Source organism: Chitinophaga sp. GbtcB8 (assembly GCF_019091455.1).
Lineage (GTDB): Bacteria > Bacteroidota > Bacteroidia > Chitinophagales > Chitinophagaceae > Chitinophaga.
The window spans coordinates 38,847-61,392 of sequence record NZ_JAGXJN010000041.1 but is presented as its reverse complement, the minus strand read 5'-3'; the positions used below and the strand labels follow the sequence as shown (position 1 = coordinate 61,392).

Sequence of the window (22,546 nt, the reverse complement as noted above, 5' to 3'; positions counted from 1 at the left end):
GGTGTTGTTTTTTGAGTGAAGTAGATCGAAGAGTAATTACGGATTGTTAATTACGGCGCCATAGACACCACCGTCTGTCTATCCCCGGTGTAAGATTTGCGGCCATGCGCTGCCAGCATATTATCCAGCACTACAAAGTCGCCCTTTACCCAGGGGCGGATTACTGCAACACCGTTAATGGTATCGACCACCTCTTTAATGGCGGCTTCCGGTATTTTGGTACCATCACCAAAACAGGCGTACAAAGGCAATTCCTCTTCATTAAAATCGGCCAGCAGCATCAGGGTTTCATATACTTCCTTGCGGAAATGTGAAGGGTGGAACTGGTCGGCCTGGTTAAACCATACACGCTCACCGGTAACCGGGTGTTTGCGTGTAGCCGGGCGGGTATGTACCAGCTTTAAGCCGCCGTTATCTTTCCAGTAATATTCTATTTCAATTTCATCGCAGTGGCGTTCTACTACTTTGCGGTCTTCTGTTTCAAAGGTATCCATCCAGGTGGGGCCTAAACCGTCGCCGGCATGCAGGTTGCGTACATAACGTACCTTTTTGTTCTCAAACTCGTCCAGCAGGGAGGGGTTCATTACCCGTACTACTTCCCGGCTGTCGGCCAGTGGTGTTTCCCCGCCGGTAGCTGCGGGTATAATGCTGCCAAAGTATAAGCGTGATGGCCATTTTACAGAGTAAGACAGCTCATTGTGCAACGTAATGTCAAAGGCAGGATCATACTCCGTGGAGATGTACACATGGCCTTTCAGGTTGCGGCGGGGATAGCTGCCATCCACGTAGTTGCGGAACTTGGTGGAAACGGAGGCCGTCATTCTTTCAAAGTCCGGCACGGTGTTAATGGCTACACCCTGGATCAGCACAGCGCCTTTTTTCAATAACTGCGCATCTATATATGCGGTATTATTCCTGTACCATTCTATTAAAGTATCTACGGGGGTGTTCTTTTCAAAAGTGATGGTCAGCGGAAACTGTTGTTCATCCACCTGCACCAGCGCTTCCTGTAACATAGTATGTTCCATAGTCTTCTGTTTTATAGTTTATGATAGGTTATACATGCTGTTGAGGAAATCATCTGCTTCGGCTGCTTCTTCGCCGGAAGTAAGCAGGGTTACAGCGTTCAGGGGCAGGCTGTCGTTATCCAGCAGCTGCTGTAATACATAGTTGAAATGTGCCTCCAGCTGTTCCATGGTTTCACGGCGGAACAGGTCTGTATTGTATTCCAGGATTACCTGCAGGCGATCGTCAAACGCAGTGAATTTAAAGGTGAGGTCTACCTTACTGGTCAGGTAACCGGGGTTGTATTCCGTTACCTGCAGCTCGCTCTTGTCATCAAACGTCATGGGGGCATCTGTTAGCTGTACCCATACATCCGCAAGCGGCGCGCGGCGGTTATCAAATTCCAGGTTCAGCGCGCGTACCAGCTCATCAAAAGGATAATGCTGGTGGGCGTAAGCATTGGTAACCGTTTGTTTCACCTTATTCAGCAGCTGGCGGAAGGTGAGCCCGCTGCTGAACTGTGTGCGCAAGGCCAGCATGTTCACAAACAAACCTACCAGCGGCTCCACATCTTTATGTGTGCGGCCGGCAATGGGTGCGCCAATGATCATATCTTCCTGGCCGGTGAAGCGGTTCAGCAGGGATTTTACGGCTGCTACCAGCGCCATGAACAGGGAGGCGCCTTCCTGCTGCGCACAGGTTTGCAATTGTGCAGTAATGGTTGCAGGTACAGAAAAGCTATATACATCGCCGTTAGTAGTACGTTCTGCCGGGCGTGGATAATCTGTAGGGAACTGCAGCACGGGCAGCTCGCCGGCAAACTGTTGCTGCCAGTATTGGGCCTGCTCCTGTAATACCGCATCACTTAGCTGGGTATTTAACCAGGCTGCATAATCTTTATACTGGATGGCTAAAGGCGGTAACGGATTTGCCAGCTGCTTGCTGTAGGCAGCATACAGAGTAAAGAGCTCTTTTACCAGGATCTCCTCTGACCAGCCATCGGAAATAATATGATGGGTATTGAACAGGAAAATGAACCGGTCTTTTGCCAGCTGCAGCAGATGCGTACGGATCAACGGCCCTTGTTGCAGATCAAAAGGCATAGCCATGGCCTGCATCGCTATTTTCCTGGCAGCTTCCAGCGGGTCTTTAACAGATTGCAGGTCCGTGGTGGAAAGGGGCACTTCCATTACAGCATGGATCTTTTGCTGCACGGTACCACCACTGCTTACAAATGTTGTACGCAGACTTTCATGCCGTATAACCAGTATGGTGATGGCCTTTTGCAAAGCCGCTTTGTCCAGCTTACCTTCCAGTATAAATGCAGCGGGCATATTATATAAGGCGGGTTGTGATCCAAACTGGTCCTGGATCCACAATCCTTTCTGGGCCGGCGTTACCGGATAATAGGTTTGCTGCGTTGCAACAGGTATGGCCTGGTAAGCGCTGGTAGACGCGCTTTCAATGAAAGCTGCCATCTGCCTGATGTCCGGGCGGGCAAACATATCACTTAGCTTCACTCCTACTTCAAACTGCTGATAGATGCGGGATATAACCTGCATGGCTTTTAAAGAAGTGCCACCGGCTTTAAAGAAATTTGCCTTACGGCCAATATTATTCAAACCCAGGATGGATTTCCAGATGGTTTCCAGCTGCTGTTCTGTTTCACCCTGCACAGGTTCATAGTCAGCCGGATCCAGCACCAGGGCTTCCGGTTTGGGCAGGGCTCTTTTATCTACCTTGCCATTAATGGTTAAGGGAAATTCTGTCATGGGTACAAACCAGGCCGGGATCACATTTTCATTCAGCTCAGCTTCCAGGTAAGTGCGTAGCTCCGTAACTGTTATACCGGATGCTATGTAATAACAAACCAGCTCGTTCTGGTGATCATTGTTCTTGTGTGCCATTACCACTACTTCCTGCATACCTGGCATGCCCAGCACGGCCTGTTTTATCTCGTTCAGCTCTACACGGATGCCGTTCACTTTCACCTGCTCATCCAAACGGCCCAGTATTTCTATGTTACCGTCCGGCAGGTACTTACCCATATCGCCGGTTTTGTGCATCAGCTCCGTACGATCCTTCACAAAAGGGTTCTGGATAAATACACTGGCAGTTAAAACCGGGTCTTTATAATAACCTTTGGTCATGAAAGGGGTGCGGATGTACACTTCCCCGATCTTACCCGGCTCACATAACTGACCCTGGTGTAAGATCATTACAGCCGTATTACTGATAGGCTGCCCTACATGCATTACCTGCGAAGCATCTGCCGGGGCTTCTTTAATACGGTAAAAAGTTTTGGCCAGGGTGGTTTCAGAGGTGCCGTATAAATTCACGATCTCTACATGCTGCGCAGCAGTGGCAAACCACAGCTGCAGGTCCTTACCATACAAGGGCTCACCGGCCATCAGGATATGTTTCAATTCCGGCAGGCGTATTGCTGTAGCATCCTGCGCAGCTAATTCCTTGCTCATTAATCGCCAGAGGGAAGGCACACAATGTACCAGCGTTACGCGCTGCGCTTCCAGCCAGGCCATCAGCGTAATTACATTGGAGCGGGTTTCCGGTAAAGGCACACATAAGGTACCACCACAGCTCAGGGGCAGCAGCACATCTCGCAGGGAAGCATCAAAGGTGATCTGTGAAAGCTGGCTTACCTTAAAAGTTTCATCCACGCCAAACTCTTTCAGCTCCCAGTGTATAAAATGGCTCAGGCTATCATGGCAGCCCAGGAATGCCTTGGCAGCACCGGTGGAGCCGGATGTGTAAAAGATATAGTTACTGTCGCCCGGTTCATTGATCAGCTCCGGGTTTTCAGCTGAATAATTCTCATAAGGCAGATCTTCCATTACCAGCAGGTGCGGAATGTCCAGCTCCAGCTCGCGGATCAGGGTTTGCGCGGTTTCCTGCAAGGCGCGGCAGGTGATCAATACCCGTGTAGCCGTTTGTGTGAACATCTGCAGCAAACGCTTACGGGAAAAGGCAGGGTCCATAGGCAGGTATACCCCGCCTGACTTAAACACTGCCAGCAGCGCAGTAGCAAGCTGAATGCCTGCAGGCACCAGCACGCTCACCACTTCCTCTTTACCCACGCCTTTTTCTCTTAACAGGTGCGCCAGCTGGTTGGCCTGGTTATTCAATTCCCGGTAAGTGACCTGCTGCGTTTCTTCTGCAACGGCTATATTATTGGGCACGCGCAGGGCCTGTTGTTCAAATACGGTATGTATGATCCTTTTATTCATAAAAAGAGATTAATAGTCGTTACTGATACTTTCCAGTTGATGTACAGGTGCATGCTGGCGTATGCCTGGCAAGTGAGCGCTAAGGGCAGTTAAGGATTGCTCTGGCTGTTGCAGGATGGCATTCATTAACAACAACAGGTTATCTTTCATTTGCACCATGGTGCTTTCCTTAAACAGGTCTGTATTATATTCCAGGATCACGCTGATGGTGCTGCCTGTTTCAATGAACTTCACTGTCAGGTCTACCTTACTGTAGGTATGGCCGGTTTCAAAAGGCGTAATCGTAAGGTTAGCATCCTGCGCCTGTACCCAGGGGGTATCACTATGTTGCACCCATACATCTGTTAAGGGAGAGCGGCTGGTATCGTGTTCCAGGTGTAAAGCTTCCACCAATTGATCAAAGGGATATACCTGGTGCTCATAAGCGCCCAGCAAAGTTTGTTTTACGTTCTTCAGCAGCTGTAAAAAGTTATTTTCCGTTTGCAACCTGGTTCTGATGGCCAGCATGTTCACATACAGGCCCAGCTGCTCATCCAGGTCTTTATGCACACGGCCTGCTACCGGCATACCGGTTACAATGTCATCCTGGCCGGAGTAGTGATATAACAGCACTTTCATCGTAGCCAACAGGCACATATATACGCTTACATCCTGCGCGCGGGCCAGCGCTTTAATACCGGCAGTTAAGGTTTCATTGATCTCAAATTCCAGTGTAGCGCCATTGGTGGTTCTGGCTAATGGCCGCGGATGATCGGTAGGCAGCTGTAAGGCCGGCGCCAGATCTTCAAACTGCTGCAGCCAGTAACGGCGGTGCGCCTGCCAGGTTTTATCATTCATCTGGTTATTTAACCAGGCTGCATAATCCTTATACTGGATCTTCAGCGCAGGCAAGACTGCGTTCTTATTATTATACAAAGCCAGCAGCTCTTTTACCATTATCTGTATTGACCAGCCATCGGAAATAATATGGTGCATAGCAAACAAGAACACATGTTGATCTGCCGCAACCTGCAACAGCATAGCTTTTAACAGCGGGCCGCTTTCCAGGTTAAAGGAGGTACGGAATAATTGGCTGGCCATATGGCGGGCGGTTTGCATGGCCTGCGGATCATTGCTCAGGTCTTTACAGTCAATATGAAAGATCTGCGCACCCGCCTCCTGTACCCGGAACTTAGGTACACCGTCAACTGCTGTAAAAGTGGTGCGCAAACTTTCATGACGGGTTATCAGCTGGAGAAAGGCCTGTTCCAGTGCGTTTATATTTAAATTACCCTGCAGCATAAATGCGCCCGGGATGTTATAGGCTGCCTGTGCATCTTCCAGCTGATCCATCATCCACAAACGTTTCTGCGCATGTGTTACATCATAGCAGGCTTGCGGCGCTATCGGTGTAATGCCCGTGGCCGGCGCCTGCTTGTTCAGCAGGAAAGCGCTGAGCTGCGCAATGCTTGCATGGGTGAAAATGTCGTTCACCTTAATAAGCACATTGTACTTTTTGTACACGCGGGAAATAAGCTGTATGGCTTTAAGGGAAGTACCGCCTACTTTAAAGAACGATACGTTGCGGCCCACCCGCGGAAGGCTTAACAGCTCTGCCCACATGGCTTCCATCTCCTTTTCCGTATCATTAACCGGCGCTTCATAACCGGCATCTTCTATTACTGCTGCAGGTTTAGGCAGCATCTTCTTATCTACCTTTCCATTAATGGTAAGCGGAAAACTTTCCATTTGAATAAAGAAGGCAGGCATAATATTCTCATTCAGGGCATAAGCCAGCCTATTACGCAGCTCTTCTACTGTAACAGCGCCGGTATAATAGCATAACAGGTCGTTGCCATTATCATTATTTTCTGCGGCTACAATTTCCACCTGCTGCACGCCGCTTACTTCCAGCACTCCTTGTTTCACTTCTCCGAGCGTTACGCGGATGCCGTTCACCTTCACCTGGTCGTCTGTACGGCCCAGCACTTCAATATTGCCGTCTGCATTGAACCGGCCCATATCACCTGTTTGGTGCAGGGTATCTTTAAAATCCACTAAAGGGTTTTGTATAAACACTTCGCGGTTCAGGGCCTCATTGCGGTAATAACCTTTGGTCATGAAAGGGGTGCGGATATAAATATTACCCACTTCATTCACGGCACAGGGAATGCCATCATTCATGATCAGCACGGCAGCATTGTCAATAGGTTTACCGGCATGAATGGCCAGCTGCGGGTTATCAGGCAGCTCGCCAATGCGGTAAAAGGTTTTGGCCAGCGTGGTTTCAGAAGTACCATACAGGTTCACGATCTCCACATGTGTGCCTGCTGCGCTGCGCCAGTTCTGCAGATCTTTTACATACAGCGCTTCACCAGCCATGAGTATGTATTTCAGCTGCGGGAACATGCCTGACTGCGGGTTTTGCAGCAGCTCTCTGGTAATAAGGCGGAACAATGCCGGCACACAATGCACCAGCGTAACACCGCTGTTATTGATCCAATCTATCAGCTGCAGCACATTAGATTTAATGCCCGGCTCCGGCATACATAATGTAGCGCCGCAGCTCAGGGGCAGGAAAATATCGCGCAGGGAAGCATCAAAAGTGAACTGCGACAACTGGCTGATCTTATCTTCAGCAGTTATTCCAAACTCCTTCAGCTCCCAGTGTATAAAGTGGCTCAGGCTCTGGTGGCAGCCCAGGAAGGCCTTGGCATCGCCGGTTGAGCCGGAGGTATAAAAAAGGTAGTTGCCATCTTCGGGGTCATTGATCAGTTCCGGGTTAGTAGCTGCAAAACTATCAGCGCCTTCAAACAACAGCATTTCATCCAGCACCACCAACTGTGGTATAAGGATCTGCAGCCCATTCAGCAATTCCAGGATAGCTGCCTTTTGTGTGGTAGAAATGATCAATACTTCCGGTGTGCTGAGTGTGAACATTTGTTTTAAACGCTTGCCGGAGAAAGCGGTATCTATAGGCAGGTACACCCCGCCTGCTTTAAAGGCTGCCAGCAAAGCTGCCACCAGCGCGCCGCCGCCGGGTATCATCACCCCCACCATACTTTCCCGGCCAATACCCAGGCTGCGTAAATAATGGGCCAGGCGGTTGGCTGCTGCATTCAGCGTACCGTAGCTAAGGCTGCGCTGTGTTTCCTGTATGGCTATACGTTCCGGCGCTTGTGCGGCCTGGTTTTCAAATAGTGTATGAAGAATTTTCTTATTCATATATATCTTTTGAAGGCAGTTTAAAAATCTACGCTGATGGCGGTGGTGGCAAACTGCCATTGCTCCTGCTGTGTGCCGGAGAGCTGCTGTTTCAATGCTACAGGCGTTAGCTGCATGTTCTGCTGTACAGCATTCAGCAGCTTCACCAGCTCATCTTTCATAGCTGCAATGGTGGCAGGTAAGAACAGGTCTGTACTGTAATTGATGGACAGCTGTAAACCATTTTCCACTGGCTTAAAGGCAAACGTGAGGTCAAACTTGCTGGCGCCATCATCTATATCCAGCGTTCTTAAGGTAATACCGGCAAAGCGTTCTTCCGTGCTGTGTATAGCTGCAAAACTTTCATACTGCAGCATTACATCAAACAAATGAGAGCGGCCCGGATCACGCTGCAGGTGCAGGTCTTCCACTACCTGGTTAAAGGGATATACGCCATGCTCATAAGCTTCTATAAAACATTTTTCCGTGGTAGTTAATACTTCTTTGAAAGATCGTTGCACCGGCAGCTGGTTGCGTACTGCTATCATGTTGGTATAAAAACCGATCTGGTTTTCCAGCTCCGGGTGGTCGCGGCCGCCAATGGGTACACCCACTACCAGGTCTTTTTGCCCGGTGTAACGGTATAACAGCAGGTTCACGGCTGCCAGCAATACGGAGAAAGGCGTTACCTGCGTTTCTGTGGCCATACGGTCAATAGTTGCGCTAAGGGCCGCATCCAGCATAAACCAGGCAGTGCTGCCGCGATGTGTTTTCACTGCCGGCCGGGCTTTGTCGGCAGGCAGGTGTAATACCGGTACTTCCCCTTCAAACTGTTTCAGCCAGTAACGGCGGTGTGCTTCCATAGCGCCCTGCTGCATTTGCTGGTTACGCCAGTGTGCATAATCCTTATACTGCAGGCGCAGGGGTGCTAAGGGCGCAGGCTTTTGCTGTACAAGAGCGCCATACAGCTGCCATACTTCATTGATCAGTATTTCCAGCGACCAGCCATCGGAAATAATATGGTGCATGGTAAAGCTGATGCGGTATACCTCATCCTGCAGCTGTATCAGCAGCACCTGCATCAGCGGACCCTGTTCCAGGTTAAAGGAGCATTTTGCCGCATCTTCCAGCAGCCGGGTTAATTGCTGCTGCGGGGCAGCCTCCTTACGGAGATCTATATACGTTACTGCAAAATTGGTTTGGGTATGCACCACCTGTTTGGGCTCCCCATCCACACGGATGAAGGTGGTACGCAATATTTCATGACGGTTAATAAGCTGTTGAAATGCTTCGCGGAAAGCGTTAATATCCAGCTGCCCTTCCAGCATGGCAGCGCCGGTCATATTAAAGGCGGTTTGCGCGGTCTCAAATTCATTCATCATCCATAACCTGCGCTGGGCCTGACTTACCTCATAATAAGGCTGTTCGGGTATTACTTCTATAGCTGCTGTTTCCTTTTTGCCGGCCCGCTCTATCATCATGGCCTGTTCTTCAATAGTGGTATGGCGGAACAGCTGGCGTAAAGGTACCCGTACCTGGAAAGCCTGTTGGATGCGGGCTGCCAGCCGGGCTGCTTTCAGCGATTGACCGCCTACTTCAAAAAACCGGTCCTGCACGCTGATATGATTGTGGCCCAATACTTCTTCCCATAAACCGGCCAGCGTTGTTTCTGCTGTATTACGCGGCGCTATAAAATCATTGTTATGCACCAGACCCATTACTTCCGGATCCGGTAATGATTTACGGTCTGCCTTGCCGCTTACATTCAGCGGAATACTACCCAGCTGTATAAACCATGCCGGCACCATGTATTCCGGTAAGCGTTGCAGCAGGTAGCTGCGCAGCACCGCGCTTTCTATATTCACCTCGCTGGTGAAATAGGCTGCCAGGTAAGGCTCTGCGCCTTTTCCGCTGCGGGCCAGCACCACCACATCTTTCACCTGCTCATGTTCTGCCAGCGCATGTTCTATTTCACCGGTTTCTATACGGTAACCGCGGATCTCCACCTGCTGGTCTGTACGGCCCAGGTATTCTACATTCCCATCTGGCAGCCAGCGGGCAATATCGCCGGTATGATATAAAGTATCGTTAGCCTTATGCGGGTTGCTGATAAACTTTTCTTTGGTAAGCGCAGGCTGGTTCCAGTAACCTTTGGCCAGCCCTACCCCACCGATGTATAATTCACCGGTTACGCCAATGGGCGCCAGCTGCAGGGCTTTGTCAAGCACATAGAGCTGCAGGTTGCTGATAGGCTTACCGATAGGTATCACTACATCGTTGGGCCGGGCGCTGTAATTACTTACTTCCACAGAGGCTTCCGTAGGCCCGTAATGGTTATGCAGCCCGCAGGATAATACGGTAAAGAACTGTTTCACAAATTCCGGTTTCAGCGCTTCCCCGCTGCAATACACCTGCTTCAGGGATAACAGCTGCTGTACCTTTTCAGCATCCAACGCCTGTAAGAATAAACCTAACATGCTGGGCACAAAATGGATCTGTGTTATACCGTGTGTGGCCACCAGGGCAGTTAATAATTCAGGATCATAAGCAGCATCCTTGGGACACAGCACCAGGCGTGCGCCATAACACAGCGGTACAAAAAATTCCCATACAGATACATCAAACACATAAGGGGTTTTCTGCAGCACCACATCTGCCGGGGTAATATTGTAATACCCATGTTGCCAGTGTAAACGGTTCACTACGCCCTTATGCGCTACCATTACCCCTTTGGGCTGGCCGGTAGAAGCGGAGGTATAGATCACATAAGCCAGGGCAGTGGCAGTACAACTATGCTCAGGGTTCTTATTATTGAAAGCAGCAATGGTAGCCCAGCTGGCTGCCAGCGGCAAGGCTATAGGCAGCTCCGGCATGGCGTTGTCAGTAATGGCTACACGGGCTTTAGTATCGTTCAGGATATAGTGCACCCTTTCCAGCGGGTATTCCGTGGCAATGGGCACATAAGCTGCGCCTGCCTTTAAGGTGCCTAACAGCGCTATCACCATCCATTCAGAACGGTCCATGATCAGCGCTACCAGGTCATTAGGCCCCAGCTGGTAATTGGTTTGGAGGTAATGGGCCAGCTGGTTGGCCTTTTCATTCAGCTCTGCAAAGGATAAACGTTTTTCTTCAAACACTACTGCCGTAGCATCAGGGCGTAAAAGCACCTGCTCTTCAAACAGCTGCGCCAGGGTTTTATCATCCGGAAAATCAGCAACTGTATCATTAAAAGCCAGCAGCTGTTGTTGTTCTGCTACGGTTAAAATGGAGCTGGCAGCAACTGGTGTGCTTACACTGGTTGTGATGTTGCGCAGCATTATTTCATAGAAGTCTGCAAAACGTTGTACGGTAGCAGCTTCAAAAAGATCGGTATTATACACGCAGGATAGTACCCATTCCCCATTCTCTTCCATCATATCAAAAATGAGGTCGTAGGCGGTGAAGTGCATATCCAGCGGCAAAAAGGAAGTGTGCAGTCCGTGAAATTCCATAGCAGCTGCATTCACAATAGCCGGGTTTACATTGAACACGGTAGAGAATAAGGGTGTGCTGCTAAGATCCTGCGGCAGGTCCAGCTGCTGCATCCAGTCGGCCATGGGCACATCCTGGTGCTGCAGGCTGTTAATAAATTCCTGTTTCACAGCCTTCATATGGTCTGCCAGGCTGTTACCTGCTGCCAGCTGGCTATGCAGCGGCAGTATGCCCGCGCAGTAACCAATGGTGTTTTCATCCTGCGTTGCAAAACGGCCGGAGGCAGGTATACCTACTATCACTTCATCCTGCCCGGAGAGCTTATGCATGAGCAGCATGTAGGCGGCCAGCAGCGTCATAAAAGGTGTTACACCATTTTGTTTACTAACGGTCTTGATCTCCTGCATCATGGCAGGATCCAGGTGTTTGGACAAACTGGCGCCGGTATAGGTTTTTACCGGGGGCCGCGCATGGTCCAAAGGCAGGGCCAGCACCGGTTGCGCACCGGCAAACTTTTGCAGCCAGTAAGCAGTATGCTGTTTACGCTGCTCAGGTGTAAGCTGCTGATCACGTTCACGGATATACTCCCTGAACTGCTGGGGTGTTTCTAAAGTTATATTTTGCTGGGTGCAGATACCGGTATAATAACTGGCCAGGTCCTGCAGCAATACGCCTATTGACCAGCCATCAGATACTATATGATGCACGGTTAACAGCAGCAGGTAAGTGGCCGGGCCGGTGCGCAGCAGGTCTGCACGGAACAGGGAAGGCTGCTGCAGCCCATCAAACAATACCTGGCTTTTTTCCTGTTTCCATTGCGTAATGGCGGCGGCTTGCGCTTCACCTGCCAGGTTACTGCAATCTGCCAGGGAAAAACAAACAGCTACCTGCGCGTTTATGATCTGTTGCTCACCATCTGCGCTGATACTTGTTCTTAATGCTTCATGCCGGTCTGTCACTTTTTGTAAAGCCTGGTGCAGGGCTTCTACCTGCACGGGACCTTCCATTTGCACACAGGCGTGTACGTTATAGGCCTGCGATCCGGCTTCTTCCATCTGCGCCAGCACCCATAACTGTTGCTGGGCAGCTGTTAGCGGTGCATGGCTGTTCATGATCAGGCTCTCCATGGCAGGTGCCGCCACTGTATCCTCATAGCGCGCTTCAGGGAAAAAGCCGCCACCCATCATTTCCAGGATGGTTTCTTTTACCTTTTGTACAATGAGGTCAAGATCCCGGTCTGTATGCGCAGCTGACAAGAAACAGATCCTTCTTTCCCAGGTGTAGATACCCTTTTCTATCAGCATATAAAAGAACACATCCATTTCTATAGGCTGTAACAGCGGGTTGTATTTGCCAAAGGGTTCAAAGCGGAACAGGGAGCCAAAGTGCACCATCCGGATGCTTACATTACAGGCTTCAAAAAAGGTGTTCAGCTTAGCGGCCAGGCGGGCAGTTTTTTCATTCACACCATCCTGCAAACCGGTTCCGGCTTTTTTGATATGCTGCAACACTGCCCTGGCAGCAGCCATAGCTAAGGGGTGCCGGCAAAAAGTGCCGCCAAATACGGTCATCTGCGCACCGGGATAAGAATCATCCCCATAGTTCCACCAGCCGCCGTCAATAGCGTCCAGGAAAGCAGCTTTACCAGCTACAATACCTATGGGCATTCCGCCACCGGCTATTTTACCATAGGTTACAATATCGGCCTGTATGCCCAGCTTAGCCTGCATACCACCGGGATGCATCCGGAAACCGGTAATGATCTCGTCCAGTATAAAGGGAATATTTTTCTCTGCAGTGATCTGCCGCAGGCGCAGTAAAAAGTCTTTTGGGAAAAAGCCCGGGCGGCGGCTCTGCACCGGTTCTACCAATACCCCGCCCAGCTCATGTGCGTTGGCTATAATATATTCCAGCGCTTCATCCGTACCATAGTTCAGCAACACCATATCTTCTACCATACCCTGTGTGGTGCCGGGTGCTACCGGTGAAGTGTATACGCTGCTGCCATCACTGTGCGATTGTGCCAGCAACCCGTCAAAGGTGCCATGGTAATATCCCTTGAACACTGCTACCTTGCCCTTGCCGCTTTTGGTGCGGGCAATACGCAGGGCATTCATCACCGCTTCGGTACCGGTATTGGTGAAGGTTACCCTTTCCACACCGGTCAGCTCATGTACCAGGTTAGCTACTTCACCTGCCAGGTCTGACTGGGTGGCCAGCTCATACCCTTCTGTTAGCTGCTCCTGTATGGCTGCAGTAACAAAAGCCGGGCTGTTGCCAAAAAAGTTCACGCCAAAGCCCATGGCAATATCTACATACTCATTACCGTCAATATCTGTGAAATGCGCGCCTGCAGAATGTGCTGACACAATGGGATATAACACTTCTTTCAGCGCCTGCCGGAAACCTAAAGAATTGATCCAGTCGGAAAGCACGCGGCGGTGCTGCTGTGCAAATTCTTTGGAGGCGCCGGTTTTGGCGTTATAACGTTGTATGAAATTTTCAAGGAAAGCCAGCTGCCGGAATGAGAGCGGTTTATCTTCCGCCAGTTTTACGGGATTGAATTTTACGGTTTCCTGTTTAGCTGCGCGAATGGGAGCAGTGGATGATCTCATAGCAACTGCAGGCCGTTCCTGCATTGCAGCAGATCTTTCATCTGCTGTTAGCATAGTAGGTACAGCAGCTTGCCCACGCATAGATGTTTCTGCTGCAACCATATTATTCATAACAACCGGTACAGGCGCTTGCGCCATTACAGCTGCACCATCCCCACCAACAGGCATCCCTTTCAGCACCTGCAGCTGTGCATTCATGAGCTCCATTTGTTTGAGCAATATATTTTCCAGCGCATTATTGGAAGCGGGTAAAATAGCCGCAGGCAAAGCAGTCGCAGGCGCAACAGCTACCGGCATTTGTGTTACCACTGCCTGCGCTATCATAAACGTATACCCTAAAAAGTCGTTCTGATCCTGCATCATGGGCGATGACCATTCTGCAGACTGGAAACCCGTACGGGTGAGTAGCTGCATCCACATCTCGCGCGACATCAGCGGATAATCCGGCCGTACCTGCTGGTCCTCAAAGCGCCACCAGCCTTCTGTTAAGCCAAAGGTGAGATCAAGCCAGCGTTGTTTGCGTACGCCTTCTATCAGCATCAGCACCCCGCCCGGTGCCAGTAAAGAGCGCACATGCTGCAGGGTTTGCGTCATGTTTTTGGTGGCATGTAATACGTTGGCAGCAATGATCATATCATAACCATGCTGCGGGTAGTGCTGTGCAATGGGATCCTGCTCTATATCCAGCTTGCGGAAATCCACAAAGGGATAAGCGCTGAACTGTTGTTTGCTGTTATGCAGCAGGTAAGTGGAAATATCTGTGAAGGTGTACTCCACCGGCCTTGTGTTCAATGCTTTCAGCACATAGGTAGTAGTGCCGCCGGTACCGCCGCCTATCTCCAGGATCTTCACGGTTTTCTCCTGCGGGAACAGCGGCAACCAGGCGCTTACGGCTTCCTGGCAACAGGTGTTAAGCACCTGCGCGCCAAAGGAATTGGTGTACACTTGTGCAGCACCGTTAGTATCTGCTTTGGGAAATAATACTTCCAGCGGGTTTAAAACACCGGTTAATACAGCAGGCAATTGTGCGGCACAGCGTTGCAGCAACATTAATTCTGCCTGCGCTTCAGGGTATTGTTCCAAACAGGCAGCCATGCGCTGCTGCGGGTTTACCGGCATTGGCGTTTGCAGCACTTCCCATACATCACTGTACTGCTGCAGGACACCGCCTTCTTCTAGCATTTCCAGAATGCGGCGTAACAGGCGGTAGTGCGGTTTGGCTATACGCAGCTGCTGCGCAAGCTCGCCTAAACGAAATTGATGGCCCTGCCGCAACGGCATATGCAGCTCCTGTAAGGCCTGTATCACATAGTCCAGGCTAAGCGCTTCCATTTCCTGCAGCAGCTGCTGATACATGGGAAGGGCTTTTACAGGTACTGTTACCGGCGCTGCTATACTATCCATTGTAGGTACAGCAGGGCCGTTTTGTTCTTCAATATAATCTGCCAGGGCTTGTATGGTACTCAGCTCTTCAAACACCTGCGCAATACTTATTTTAATACCGTAGATCTTTTCAATTTTACTAAGAGCTTCTACCAGCACAATGGAATCAGCACCCATTTCCAGGAAAGGCAGCTGCACATCCAGCTGATCGGGCTGCGCATGCAGGGCAGCGGCCATAATATTTTGTATGGCTTCCAATACGCCGGTGGTGGCGGTTTTGGGAGCTGCTACCGGGGCAATAACATGGTGTTGCATAACTGGTTGTTCTTGCTTGTTCATGTGTGATACAGGTTTTTCTATCCAGTATTGCTGATGCTGGAAAGGATAAGCTGGTAAAGGAATGCGCGCGCAGGGCCAGGGGTGGTACACGGCCTGCCACTGAATGTGTGCGCCATTCACATATAAAGCACCTAATGCTTCCAGCAGCAAAGGCAGGTCCTGCTGCCCGGGTTTAACGCTCATTACCTGCAGGCGTGCAGCCGTATCCGTAAAATCGCGGCACATGGTCAGTAAGCTGGGTGCAGGCCCTATTTCCATCCAGGCCGTGCAATCGGTTTGTTCCAGGATGTGAATACCTTTTTCAAACTGTACGGGCGCCAGTATATGCTGTGTCCAATACTCGGGGGTAGCCAGCGCATCATGCATTACTTCGCCGTTAAGGTTGGAGATGAACTTGATATTGGGTTTGTGGTAAGTAACCGTATCTGCTGCCTCTTTAAAAGCGGCTACCATGGGCTGCATCAGCGGGGAGTGGAAAGCGTGTGATACCTGCAATGTTTTGGTGCGGATGCCTGCTGCTGTAAAATGCGCAGCTACCTGCTGCACACCGGCAGCTGCACCGGCAATTACAGTCAGCTTGGGGCCATTGATAGCTGCAATGGAAACGGTATCCCGCAGTGTTGCCAGCTGTGCATCCACTGCATCCGCTGTTGTAAAAATGGCCATCATTTCACCGCCGGCAGGTAATTGCTGCATCAGCTGCCCGCGTTTGGCAATCAGCTTCACTGCATCTTCCAGGCTGAATACACCTGCTATACAAGCGGCGGCATATTCACCAACACTATGGCCTATTACTACTGTGGGCTGTATGCCAAAAGCCATCCACAGCTGCGCCAGCGCATATTCAAAGGCAAACAATGCCGGCTGTGTATAAGCTGTTTGATGCAGTAAGGTTGTATGTGCGGGATTAAATAAAACATCCGTCAGGGCTACCGGTAACCAGGGTTGTAATAATTCGCCGCACTTATCAATAACATCTTTAAATACAGGATATGTCTGGTACAGGGTTTTACCCATACCCGTGTATTGTACGCCCTGCCCGGTAAAGAGGAAGGCCGCACGCGGCGCATTTTTACGTTGGCCCGGGGCCGTAATATCAGCTGCCTGTAAATAACTTTGCAGCTGCGCCTGTACTTCCTGCACATTAGCTGCGGAAACAGCCAAACGGTAAGGGAAATGCGTGCGTGCTGTGGCTGCGGTGTAACAAACGGGTGTTAAGGTTACATCATCCTGCTGCAGGTAGCTTATGTACTTGCGGCACAGATCCTGCAAAGCTGTTTTATTTTTGGCAGATAATAACAGCAGGTGGTGCGGCGCTTCTGTAACGGCTTTGCTAGCTGCAGCTGCTTCTGTGATCAGCACATGGCTGTTGGTGCCGCCAAAACCAAAGGAGCTGATACCAGCCACCCGCTTTTTGCCTTCCGGCACTTCCCATGTTGTGTGCTGCACCGGTATGTGCATGGGCAGCTGCTGCAGGGAAATATTAGGATTTAAGGACTGAAAGTTAAGTTGGGCGGGTATTTCCCGGTGCTGCAGGGCCAGCACGGTTTTAATAACACCCGCTATACCGGCTGCAGCTTCCAGGTGGCCAATGCTGGCCTTTGCAGCGCCTATCCATAAAGGATGCTGCCGCCCTTCTTCCATGAGCACGTTTTTCAACGCATTCATTTCAATAGGATCGCCTAAAGGCGTACCGGTGCCATGCGCCTCAATATAACTTACTGCAGCGGGTGTTAGCCCTGCCTGCTGCATGGCCTTCATTATCACAGTCTGCTGTGAAAGCCCGTTGGGCGCGGTAAGACCATTACTGCGGCCATCCTGGTTAATGGCGCTGCCGCTGATCACGGCCAGCACGGAGTCGCCATCGTCCATAGCGGCCGACAGCTTTTTTAAGATCACCACACCGCAGCCCTCTCCCCTCACATAACCGTTGGCGTTAGCATCAAAGGTTTTGCACTTACCATCTTCAGATAACATGCTGGCTGCGCCAAATACTTCGTTCAGCTCAGGGCTTAATAATAAGTTCACACCACCGGTTATAGCCATACGGCTTTCACCGTTGCGGATGCTGTTGCAGGCCTGGTGTAATGCTACCAGGGAGGAAGAGCAGGCGGTATCAATAGCCATGCTGGGACCTTTCAGGTCCAGGAAATAAGACAAGCGGTTGGCCAGTATGGAAAACGCGCTGCCGGTACCTGCGTATGGGCTTAACGCACCTTCTGCTGCCAGCTGCATACGCGCATAATCATTACCACTAACGCCAATGAATACACTGGTATCGGAGCCGGTCAGCTTTTCTTCTGTAAGGCCGGCATGCTCCAGCGCCTCCCAGCATACTTCCATCATAATGCGCTGCTGCGGGTCCATACAGGGCGCTTCTTTGGGCGATACCCCAAAAAAAGCCGCATCAAAAGCATCAATGTTACTAATGTAACCACCGGGTGCGGCCAGGCCGTTCATGGGAGTAAGGGCGCGGCGTGCTGCAGTCATGGGGCCTACGACATCTGTTCCATTCTTCAGTAATTCCCAATAAGCAGCGGCATTCTCTGCACCCGGAAAACGGCAGGCCAGCCCGATGATGGCAATGGGTTCCGCTATAGTATGATCAGCAGCGGCAGTAGTGGTTTGCACTGCTGCGCCGCTTAAATGTTCTGTTAAAGCCTGTATGTTAGCAAAGTTCCAGGCAAGGGTAGTATCCAGCTCCCGCTGCAGCAGCTGCCCTAAGTGACCGGCCAGCTCCACGGCTATCATGGAGGTTACGCCCAGTTCTGCAAACGCACGGGAAGGATCTATATTTTCAGGGCGTACCTGCAGGCGGCCGGAAAGGAATTGAATAATGTGCTGGCGGATAACAGCGGCTGATAGCTCCTGCAAAGGCGGTGCAGCAAGGGCTGCGGGCTCCGGTGCAGGCTGTATTTTTTCCAGCTCTTCCAGCACAGTGTTATACTCCCCTTTTAAAAGATCATCCAGCAGCATAAACCTTTTTATTTTGCCGCTGGTGGTTTTAGGAATATGTTTTACCGGCACCACCTGCTGCACACGAATGCCCAAACGGGCCGCTATCAGGGCTTTCAGCGCCTGTGTTAAGGGGTAAAAACTTTCTAACGATTTTTTATACAGTACAAATAATACCAGCGCATCTGTTTGCGTAGCTATATCAGGCACCCCGCAGGCTACTATGCGGCCGGTATCTATTTCATCCAGCTCCTCTGCAATGCGCTCAATGTCGTGCGCATAATAATTGAGGCCTCCTGCAAAAATGATATCCTTTGCACGGCCGGTAATAAACAGGTTGCCTTCCAGCACAAAACCCAGGTCGTAGGTATTAAGCCAGCCGGCTTTGATCACCTCTTTGGTGGCTGCAGGATTATTATAATAGGTTTTGGTAACGTTATCGCCGCTGATCTGCACATACCCTACCTTTCCCTCATCCAGCACTTCATTTTTTTCATTGGTAATGCGTATGCGGCAATTAGGTACAGGCTTACCCAGGTTGGCAAATTCCACCTGGTTTTCTGTAGCATCTACCTTTACACGCTGCCCTACGCCCAGGCGCAAACGTGAAAGACGGATGCCTGTAAGCGGGCGGGCCGGTGGCGGAAAAGCCACGGCCAGCGTAGCTTCTGCCAGGCCGTATACGGTAAACATCACATCCGGATGTAAACCATACGGCTGCATGGCAGCAAGAAAAGTGCGGCACAGGTCCATGGAAATAGGCTCTGCACCATTGAAGATCAGGCGGACGGAGGAGAGGTCAATATCTTTCAGCGCATTTTCATCTAAGCGCTGCAACAAATGTTTGTAACCAAAGTTGGGCGATGAGGTGAGCGTAGCCTTATGGGCCGACAACACCTGTAACCACAATGCAGGCCTGCGTATATACAGGTCCGTAGGCATCATATATTGCTGCGCACCCGATACCAGCGGCACCAGGTGAAAACCAATTAGGCCCATATCATGCGTAAGCGGCATCCAGCTGCAGGTAGCATCTGCCTTTGAAATAGCGCCTGCACTGATAATGGCGCTTACATTCGTGATCACGTTATTATGGGTAAGCGTAACACCTTTAGGGGTACCGGTAGAACCGGATGAAAATTGGATGAACGCAATATCATCTGCCGCAGGTTTATGTATATTCCCTTCCTGCTCATGCTGCATCATATCTTCAAACAACAGCAAACGCCCGCCGGATAAGATCTCCTGCATGTTCATTGCAGGATCATCGGCAGACTTTTCCAGGTTCGTATGTACGCGGCGGTTAGTAAGCAAATAAGGGTGGTCTAATATCTTCCAGATCCTGCACAGTTTCTGGTTGCTCTCCGTATAATGCGCTACGGCCAGCGGTACCGGGCGTATGCCGCCCATGAGGGCCGCCCAGAAGGTTACCAGGAAGCTGTGATTATCATCCACCTGTAATACCAGCTCATTACCCGGCTGCATGCCCTGCTGCTGTAAATAACCCAGGCAGCTAAGCGCCTGTGTATACAGCAGGTTGTAGGGAACAAAGGTTTCCTGCTGGCTGCCGCTTATAAATGTAATACCGGTATGTGCCTCATTTTTAAGCATGAGGAGGGCTTCCGTCAGTGACGGTGGGATTAATTCCTGTTCCATAAGTGACATAGAAAATGCAGGTTAAGTACTACATGGTCATATCCATTCTAGGCTAATAGGATCTTACTCCAGTCTGCTGCGTAATCATATTTGCGGGATAAAAGGGTCAGTCCTATGCCGGTCAGTCCTTCCAGGATACTGGTGTTCTTCTCTTGTGGTTCCTCCTTTTCCAGCGCAGCCTGCGCCAGTGTAAGGGTTTGGTCCATCCAGTAATGATATCCTTTTAGCAAGTCCTTTCTGCCTGTGAAGGCAAATAATCTTTTATATAAAAGAGCAACCCCGGCAGCGCCATATTGTACAGAGGCATCGTGTATGCCGGTATGCGTTTCATTTTTTCTTAACAGGGTGTTGAGCGAAATCAATTCTGCCATACGCAGGTAATTTGAATTTTTGCACAGCAGCGCCGCCCTGCAAAGCAGCAACGCCTGTCCCAGATCACTGCTGTCCCAGCCCAGGCTGTTATTGTATAATGCTACCTTTTGTTCATTATCGATCCGGTAAGGAAAAAAAGAGCATTTATCAGCGGACTGGTCTACTTCCTGGCGTAATCTTATCAGCTGGTGCACACAGCTTCCGATAATGCTGCCGGTTTGCGGATAACTTACCAGGTGCGCCACATCTGCTACTACCATTAGTAACCCGCAGATGCCTTTTGCCAGCCCCATATCTGTTTCCTTTGTTTCATACGGCAAAAGGAATAATTCCTGCTCGCACATCCATTGCACATGATTTGCAATGGGTTCAAAATGCCGGTCCAGTAAAAGCTGCCTCGATTCAAACGCCGCCGGCAAATTCTTAAAGTAGTACAGCACACCGGCCCAACCTGTCAGGTAACCCATTGCGGGTAATGTTGTGATGTCAAAATCAGTATCAGTTACCAGCCGCTTGTTCCAGTCATTTATACGTTGCACCAAAGGTTGCAATACCAAATTTTCCGTTTGTATTTGTTGCAACAGATGCGTCAGACAGTTAAAAAAAAACGGGTATCTTCCTAAGGTTGTGGTGGCACTGTCTTGCTGTTCCAGATCATTTATAATTACTTCCAGGCACTGATTCCGTCGTGTTAAATGATCGTTATCTGTTGTGGCTTTATACAGGTAGTGATAAAAGAGCGCGAATGAAATATCCTGTATCCCAAACCCCGGTCTTTCATCAAATTGCCTGCCGATAATGGTTGTAAGTCGTTCAAGCACGTGGCTCTCCGGGGTTTCGGGTTTTATCATCGTTTGACAATATTAGTTAGAACAAATAAAAACCATTCGCTAACTGCCGGCGTGAAACCCCGTAATAGTAGTAGGGAGCGTAGTAGGCACGGTATGATATGCTTGCCTTTTCTTGTCGGTTACCTCATTATTTATTATTTTTATTACTACTCTTTTTTCGAAGAGCAATTTGCCTGTAGTTCTAAATAAGTTTTCCATAAAGAAACGTTTGTAATGTGTTTAACCATATTTTTTACCGTGCCGTGTAATTACAATTCAAATATCTACAGAACATGGCAGCAACAAAAATTAATTACATAAGATCGCCTGATGATTACACGAAATCCCCTTTTTCTATATAAAACACCTTTCTTCCTCACATGACCAATGTGGCAACAATAATTCCTGATGAACCGCGTCACAAAAGCCTTATAAACAGGCTGGGACTGCATATCCTGGTATGGGTATTGTATTTTTTCTATGAGAACGGCATTGTAATGATCATAGAACCTTCGCAGGTTACGCTATTCTCTACCCTTATCTTTTTCATCCTCAATGCTTTTATTTTTTATGTAAATACCTACCTCATACTCCCCTATACCTTTGGCCGCAAAAGAGCGCTCCTGCTGGTATTGCTCACCTTTTTACTCTGTGTGCTGTACCTGGGGCTGAACTACATGATCACCCATAACCTGGAAAGCCACGAAATTCCTACGCTGTATACCATACAAACTATAAAGTCGTTTATATTACTGCGGGTATTCCGTTTTATTTATTTTATATCGTTAAGCTATGGTTACTATCTTGCGCTGAACACTATTGCCAAAGAACGCCAGCTACGTAAGCTGGATAAGTTGAGAATAGAGGAAAGCCGCCGCCAGGCCTCACTGGAAAAGGAGATCCTCAGTACAGAGCTCAGCTACCTGCGCTACCAGATACACCCGCACTTCCTGTTTAACACACTCAGTTTCATTTACACACAGGTAAGAACGGTTTCTGCCACAGCATCCAAAAGCGTTATGCTGCTGTCAGACATTATGCGTTATGCGCTGGATAACCATGACGAGGAGGGAAAAGTAGAGCTGGAAAGAGAGATCCAGCATATTATTAACCTGGTAGAAATACACCAGCTTCGTTTTAATAACGAGCTGTATACGGAAATAAAGACCGGCGAGCCGGTGGAGTTTAAGTTCCGCAGAATAGCACCACTGCTGCTGATCACCTTTGTAGAAAATGCTTTTAAATACGGAGACCTGCAGGATGCCGCACATCCGCTACAGGTAAACATTTACATGAACGACGGCCAGCTGCATTTTTTTATACGGAACAAGAAAAAAGTACCGTTCCCATCAGGAATTTCCGGTGGTATTGGCCTGGCCAACGTTAAGAAACGATTAAACCTGATGTATAATAACGATCAATATAAACTGGATATTGAAGAGGATAGTAATTTGTACACTGTTACCCTTAACCTAAACCTGTAATTTCTGTT

6 protein-coding genes are annotated in these 22,546 nt (G+C 49.7%); 1 reads left to right on the top strand and 5 read right to left on the bottom strand.

Going from position 1 to position 22,546, the window contains the following annotated elements; genetic code table 11:
• Positions 1-50: 50 nt before the first annotated feature.
• Genes KVT36_RS26755 through KVT36_RS26735 form a run of 5 tightly spaced genes read right to left on the bottom strand, consistent with a single transcriptional unit; the run spans position 51 to position 21,075 of the window.
• The gene (locus KVT36_RS26755) at positions 51-1,028 is read right to left on the bottom strand and encodes a TauD/TfdA family dioxygenase (protein WP_217606511.1); all 978 of its coding nucleotides are present in this window, start codon (positions 1,026-1,028) and stop codon (positions 51-53) included.
• An 18-nt stretch (positions 1,029-1,046) separates the two neighbouring features.
• The gene (locus tag KVT36_RS26750) at positions 1,047-4,250 is read right to left on the bottom strand and encodes a non-ribosomal peptide synthetase (protein ID WP_217606510.1); all 3,204 of its coding nucleotides are present in this window, start codon (positions 4,248-4,250) and stop codon (positions 1,047-1,049) included.
• Positions 4,251-4,259: 9 nt separating this feature from the next.
• Entirely contained in the window at positions 4,260-7,454 is a 3,195-nt protein-coding gene (locus KVT36_RS26745) for a condensation domain-containing protein (protein ID WP_217606509.1), read from the bottom strand.
• Between the two features lie 20 nt (positions 7,455-7,474).
• Complete coding sequence (locus tag KVT36_RS26740) at positions 7,475-19,852, bottom strand: non-ribosomal peptide synthetase/type I polyketide synthase (RefSeq protein ID WP_217606508.1); 12,378 nt, start codon at positions 19,850-19,852, stop codon at positions 7,475-7,477.
• A 47-nt stretch (positions 19,853-19,899) separates the two neighbouring features.
• On the bottom strand, positions 19,900-21,075 hold the full coding sequence (locus KVT36_RS26735; RefSeq protein ID WP_217606507.1) for a lanthionine synthetase LanC family protein: 1,176 nt from the start codon (positions 21,073-21,075) through the stop codon (positions 19,900-19,902).
• 359 nt (positions 21,076-21,434) lie between these two features.
• On the opposite strand from KVT36_RS26735, the gene KVT36_RS26730 reads away from it, so the two are divergent.
• On the top strand, positions 21,435-22,538 hold the full coding sequence (locus KVT36_RS26730; protein ID WP_217606506.1) for a sensor histidine kinase: 1,104 nt from the start codon (positions 21,435-21,437) through the stop codon (positions 22,536-22,538).
• Positions 22,539-22,546: the final 8 nt, after the last annotated feature.